Consider the following 4,898-nt stretch of genomic DNA (forward strand, 5'->3'; position numbering starts at 1 on the left):
TATGTCGCTTGGGGGCGTAGCTCACCTGGGAGAGCGCTTGAATGGCATTCAAGAGGTAGTCGGTTCGATCCCGATCGTCTCCACCAAAAAAGACCGAGAAATGGCGAAGATAAGCCGTTTCTCGGTCTTTCTTTTTTGTGAAAAAAGAGTGGAAAATAGAGAAAAGATTTCTATTACGTATCCTATTACATATCGAATTAGAGATGTTTATAATATTTCGCAGGCCTTCATAATAGACATGCTTTTTACGAGATAACTTACCGGCGTTTGGTGTCATTTTTTTTGCATAGCCTTTTGCATTTTCACTTGCACGCTGTTCCCAACGACCTAAGATCCAGTTGAGAAACAAAGTAAAAGATGCAATGAGAAGAATGCCCCAGACGATTTTGACAAAGTTGTGAGTGCGCATTCCTTCGAACAGCAGTACACCAAGCCCACCGGCATCCACAAGTGAGGCGATCACAGCGATACCTGATGTAGATACTGTGGCAACCTTCAGCCCGTTGAGAATCAGAGGGAGAGCCAAAGGAATCTCTACATACCAAAGGGAATAGAATCTCCCAAGCCCCATACTGTGGGAAATTTCACGGACAGAGGGAGAAATGGAATCAAAACCGGACAGGATACTGCGGATCAGGTATGCCTGGTTGTAAAGAATTAATGCAGTCACAGCCGTTACCTTGCCAAGACCAAGCAGTGGAATGAGAAAAGAAAAAAGTGCCAGGCTAGGAATGCAATAGATTGCAATGAAAAGGATCAATACAGCCGCTGTTATTTTTTTGCGTTTTCGGATCAAAGCGCTGATTCCAATGGCCAACAGAAAGGAAATCAATACACTGAGAAACACCAGAAGAAAATGCTCCAACAGCATGTTGAGCACCCGCTGATAATAGATGCTAATAAAGGAGATCATGGTTTCTCCCCTCCCAATATTTTGGACCGTCGGATGGTGTATGTGGGAAGTCCGTCTTGTGTCAGGATGATGGTTGAAACATCCTCTTGCTGGATAAAAATGGAGATAATGTGATCCATGGTAATTCCTTCGACAGCAAGGGAAGGACCTTTGTCTCCGGAGACAAAGGAATCTGCAATGTCCAGGGGCTTGAGCATCATCATTCGCTGTACTGTACTCCCAAATGCAAAGGTACCAACGGTATTGGTGGATGAATCGAGAAGGATTTTTGGGGGAGTATCATACCGTTGAATTTTTCCTTTTTCTACGATCATAACTTTATCCCCCAGGGAAAAAGCTTCCTGAAGATCGTGGGTGACAAAAAGGACAGTGGTCCCCAGTTGACGGTGAATCTCAAGAATTTCTTTCTGAAGCTGGCTGCGGGTGTTGACATCCAGGGCGCCAAAGGGTTCATCAAAGAGGAGAAGATCCGGATGGTTGATGAGTGCTCTTGCAATACCAACTCGCTGCTGCTGTCCGCCGGAAAGCTGGCGGGGATACCGATCTCTGAAAATTTTGGGCTCCAACTGGACCAGGGAGAGAAGCTCATCAACCCTTTTGTCTGTTTGATCTTTATCCTGTTTTAGGCAGCGGGGAAGCAGGGCGATATTCTCCTTAGCTGTCAGGTGGGGAAACAATCCGATCTGTTGAATTACATATCCGATTCTGCGCCGCAGTGCATTTACTTCCGCTTTCATGATATCCTGCCCATCCAGCAAAATCTTCCCATCTGTTGGTTCAATTAACCGGTTGATCATTTTCAGAATGGTGGTCTTTCCGGATCCGGAGCTTCCCAGAACGGTAACAAAATCATGTTTTTTCACGGTAAAGCTGAGATCCTCAATGATCGGATTTGCGGCTTTTTCATATTGCTTTCGCACATGCTGAAACTCAATAAATGGCTGCATTGCTTTCGCCCCCTTGCACGTTATTCTTTGATATGACTTTCGTAAAATTCCCTTGCTACCGCTTCATAGTCTTTTTGTTCGATATCCACCTGGGAATTGAGGGAACGCATGGTTTCGTTGTCCAGAGCTTGGGATACATTATTGAGAATCTCCTCAATTTCTGGATACTGTTCTAATGCTTCATCCCGCACAATGGGGGCGATATTATAGGGAGGCCACACATGCTTGTCGTCTTCCAGGACGACAAAGCGGTCATCGGCCAGCTGCCCATCTGTCAGAAACGCCACAGTTAGATCCATTTCCCCGTTGAGAAGAACCTGATATTTTAAGGAAACATCAAATACTCGGGTTTCTTTAAAATTAAATTCGCCATAATGTTCCTCCAGCAGGGGAAGGCCGTCTGCAATTTCGGCAAAGGCAGTGGTAGAAGCAAAGCGGATCTCAGAGGCGTTTTTCTGTAGGTCGGAAATGGTTTTTATGCCGTACTTTTCAGAGGCCTCCTTGGTCATCGCTAGCCCCTGAGAATTGCTGGCTTGGGTGTAGTTAAGCCAGGTAAGACCAAAGCGTGTTTTATATTCTTCTTTTACCGTTTCATAAACCTTTTGGGGATCGGTGTCAATAGGAAGGTTCAGAATTTGAAGCAGTGCCGTCCCAGTGTATTCAGGATATACATCAATATCCCCTTTTTCTAGAGCGGCTTGCGCCACCGGACTGCCGCCTAGATTAAAGCGGCGGTCCACTGTGAAACCGTGATCTTCCAAAGCAAGGCTGTAAAGTTCGGCCATTAAAAACGACTCGGTGAAATCTTTGGAGCCGACCTGTATTACATTCTGATTGCCGGAACATGAGGGAAAACAGGTCATTACCATCATAGCGGCAAGCAGGATTGCCACCCATTTTCTTCTATGCTTCATAGGGAAAATCCCTCCTTTTATCCATGTAAACGATTCCCGATGGATTCTTTTTGGAGAAACCATAGGATCACTTCATTGACCAGTGCAATCGCGGCAACACTAATGCCGCCAATCAAAAGCTGGGTGTAACTATTGATCTGCATTCCAACAAATACATATTGCCCAAGTCCACCTGAGCCCATGAGAGCAGCCACAGTAGCACTGGAAATAATGTCCACCGAAGCACTGCGGATACCGGTGAAGATTTGGGGAAGGGCGAGCGGCGTCTCGATTTTGCGGAATACCTGGCCTTTTGACAAGCCCATCCCCTCTGCCGCTTCCAAGATGGATGGAGAAATTTCACTGTAACCACCATAGGTGTGGATGCTAATCATGGGCAATGCCAACACCGTTAGGGCAAAACAGGTGGATGTAAATCCGGTTTCAACCAAGGGCAGAATTAAAATCAGCAGGCCGATGCTGGGAATGACACGTAATATAGTTAAAATGGAGATAAGTGGCCCACAAAGCCGCTTCTTTTTTGCACAGAGAATTCCCAAAGGGATAGCAATAAGACAAGCTGCGGCCAGAGAAGTGACGCTCAAAAGTATGTGACGGATCACCGCATCTCCAAATTCTCCCCAATGTTCTCCCAAATAGGCGATGATGTCCTGAAGCATAAGCCTCTCCTCCCATCCTTTGATAAGCACGTTCAGGTGAACGGAATACTCCGTTCACCTGAAATAGACTATGAATAAAATTATTTTTGTAGAATTATTCCATCCCGTCCTTCACAAACCGCATCATAAATCGCCTGATATAGCTCCATGGTCTTGGCGCAGTCGGCGATATTGGCGATAGGTTGCCGGTTTTCTCGGATGGATGCGACAAATTCCCGTATGGCAAAGCCGTCTCCGGTAAGTTCTACACTGCGTTCATCACGATAATTTTCTGTAAATGTATTTTGTCCTAAGGTATAATGTTTAATATTCCAGAGGCTTTCCAGTACCGCATATTCTCCCTGCCCGGTCAGTTCAATATGATCGTAGTTGCGCCACCAGATTCGGTTGCTGTTAAGTTGCAGAGTTCCAACAGCACCTGATGCGAACTGAAGCGCTACGGCGTTGGTGCTTTCCCCCTCCCACTCGTTGTGGAAGAGTGCCATCTGTTTTACCTCACCGCACAGATAACGGGCCAAATCAAGATGATGAGGAGTGAAATCTAACAGATAGGCATGGACTGTGTCCTTATAAGGACTACCATGGCGATAAGAAATGCGGTCTTTGTATGTCCCGGTACAGAAGGAAAAAGAACCCTGGGTCAACTTTCCGAACTCCGGGCGGGACATGATCTTTTTGGCCATCCGCACAGCATAACTAAACCGAGATTCAAAATTGACCATGAGCCTTCGATCTGTCCGCTGGGCAACTTCTGCTAACTGCTGTGCTTCCGCATAGGTCCGGGTGGGAGGCTTGGGCATGAATACGTCCAACCCCCGTTCCATGGCTTGGATGGCAATGCGTTGGCGAGCCTCACCGGGTTGTAACTGGATGCTGACAGCCTCTAGATCCTCTTTTTCAAACATTTCCTGATAGTCAGTATAATAGTTCCCACCACAGAATTTGTCGGCCATGAGCTTTGCGCGTTTTTCGTCCAGATCGCAGATCGCTTTTAAATCAAATTCTGTAATGTATAAAGTGGGTAACACGGCAAATTCGGCCATTTCCCCAGCGCCGATAAAGCCAAGCTTAACAGGCGCCCAATCTTTATGCTCCATGCTCCAGCTTGTATCAAAAAAATCTTGTTGTAATGGCATAGCGTAGCCTCCTTATTTAGAATTGTGGCAAGACGATCTCTTTCCCGCCCTCCATGGCGGACTGATGGGATAAAATTCCGGCCAAGGTCCAGTTGGCAGCTGTAGCTGCATCTACCTTTGCGTGACGCCCTTCTAGGATGGCAGAAACAAATTCCTGTACCAAATGGGGGTGGGAACCGCCATGGCCCGCGCCCTGCACAAAGGAGACGTGGTCCTTATCAATGATCTGGTTGCGCAGCGCATACTTTGCGATTTCCGGGGGCAGGAGATGATCTGTATCTGGCACTATGACCCGCTGGGCATCTTCAATACCGCTATAAACTACAGGG

4 protein-coding genes, 1 tRNA gene and 2 pseudogenes are annotated in these 4,898 nt (G+C 46.7%); 1 reads left to right on the forward strand and 6 read right to left on the reverse strand.

Annotated elements, in window-relative coordinates; genetic code table 11:
• Positions 1-10 precede the first annotated feature (10 nt).
• Positions 11-86: transfer RNA gene (locus tag ACZ25G_RS09570), tRNA-Ala, on the forward strand.
• A gap of 236 nt (positions 87-322) precedes the next feature.
• On the opposite strand, the pseudogene ACZ25G_RS09575 reads toward ACZ25G_RS09570, so the two are convergent.
• From ACZ25G_RS09575 to ACZ25G_RS09600, 6 genes and pseudogenes are all read right to left on the reverse strand, one after another.
• Positions 323-913 (reverse strand): annotated as a pseudogene (locus ACZ25G_RS09575) (ABC transporter permease); the annotation flags it as partial.
• Positions 910-1,860, reverse strand: a complete 951-nt coding sequence (locus ACZ25G_RS09580) for an ATP-binding cassette domain-containing protein (protein WP_463682297.1) — start codon at positions 1,858-1,860, stop codon at positions 910-912. The gene ACZ25G_RS09580 and the pseudogene ACZ25G_RS09575, both read right to left, overlap by 4 nt.
• Before the next feature lie 20 nt (positions 1,861-1,880).
• Entirely contained in the window at positions 1,881-2,774 is an 894-nt protein-coding gene (locus ACZ25G_RS09585) for a glycine betaine ABC transporter substrate-binding protein (protein ID WP_463682298.1), read from the reverse strand.
• Positions 2,775-2,791: 17 nt separating this feature from the next.
• On the reverse strand, positions 2,792-3,433 hold the full coding sequence (locus ACZ25G_RS09590; RefSeq protein ID WP_342681177.1) for an ABC transporter permease: 642 nt from the start codon (positions 3,431-3,433) through the stop codon (positions 2,792-2,794).
• Between the two features lie 80 nt (positions 3,434-3,513).
• Positions 3,514-4,569 carry a Gfo/Idh/MocA family protein gene (locus ACZ25G_RS09595; RefSeq protein WP_463682299.1) on the reverse strand — a complete coding sequence of 352 codons (1,056 nt, stop codon included), beginning with the start codon at positions 4,567-4,569 and terminating at the stop codon, positions 3,514-3,516.
• Positions 4,570-4,585: 16 nt separating this feature from the next.
• Positions 4,586-4,898, reverse strand: a pseudogene (locus ACZ25G_RS09600) (gfo/Idh/MocA family oxidoreductase); the annotation flags it as partial.

The organism is Zongyangia sp. (assembly GCF_965361945.1).

Excerpts from the sequence above, each read along its gene's own strand:
- ACZ25G_RS09580 (WP_463682297.1), bottom strand. The coding sequence starts at position 1,860 with ATGCAGCCATTTATTGAGTTTCAGCATGTGCGAAAGCAATATGAAAAA.
- ACZ25G_RS09585 (WP_463682298.1), bottom strand. The coding sequence starts at position 2,774 with ATGAAGCATAGAAGAAAATGGGTGGCAATCCTGCTTGCCGCTATGATG.
- ACZ25G_RS09590 (WP_342681177.1), bottom strand. The coding sequence starts at position 3,433 with ATGCTTCAGGACATCATCGCCTATTTGGGAGAACATTGGGGAGAATTT.
- ACZ25G_RS09595 (WP_463682299.1), bottom strand. The coding sequence starts at position 4,569 with ATGCCATTACAACAAGATTTTTTTGATACAAGCTGGAGCATGGAGCAT.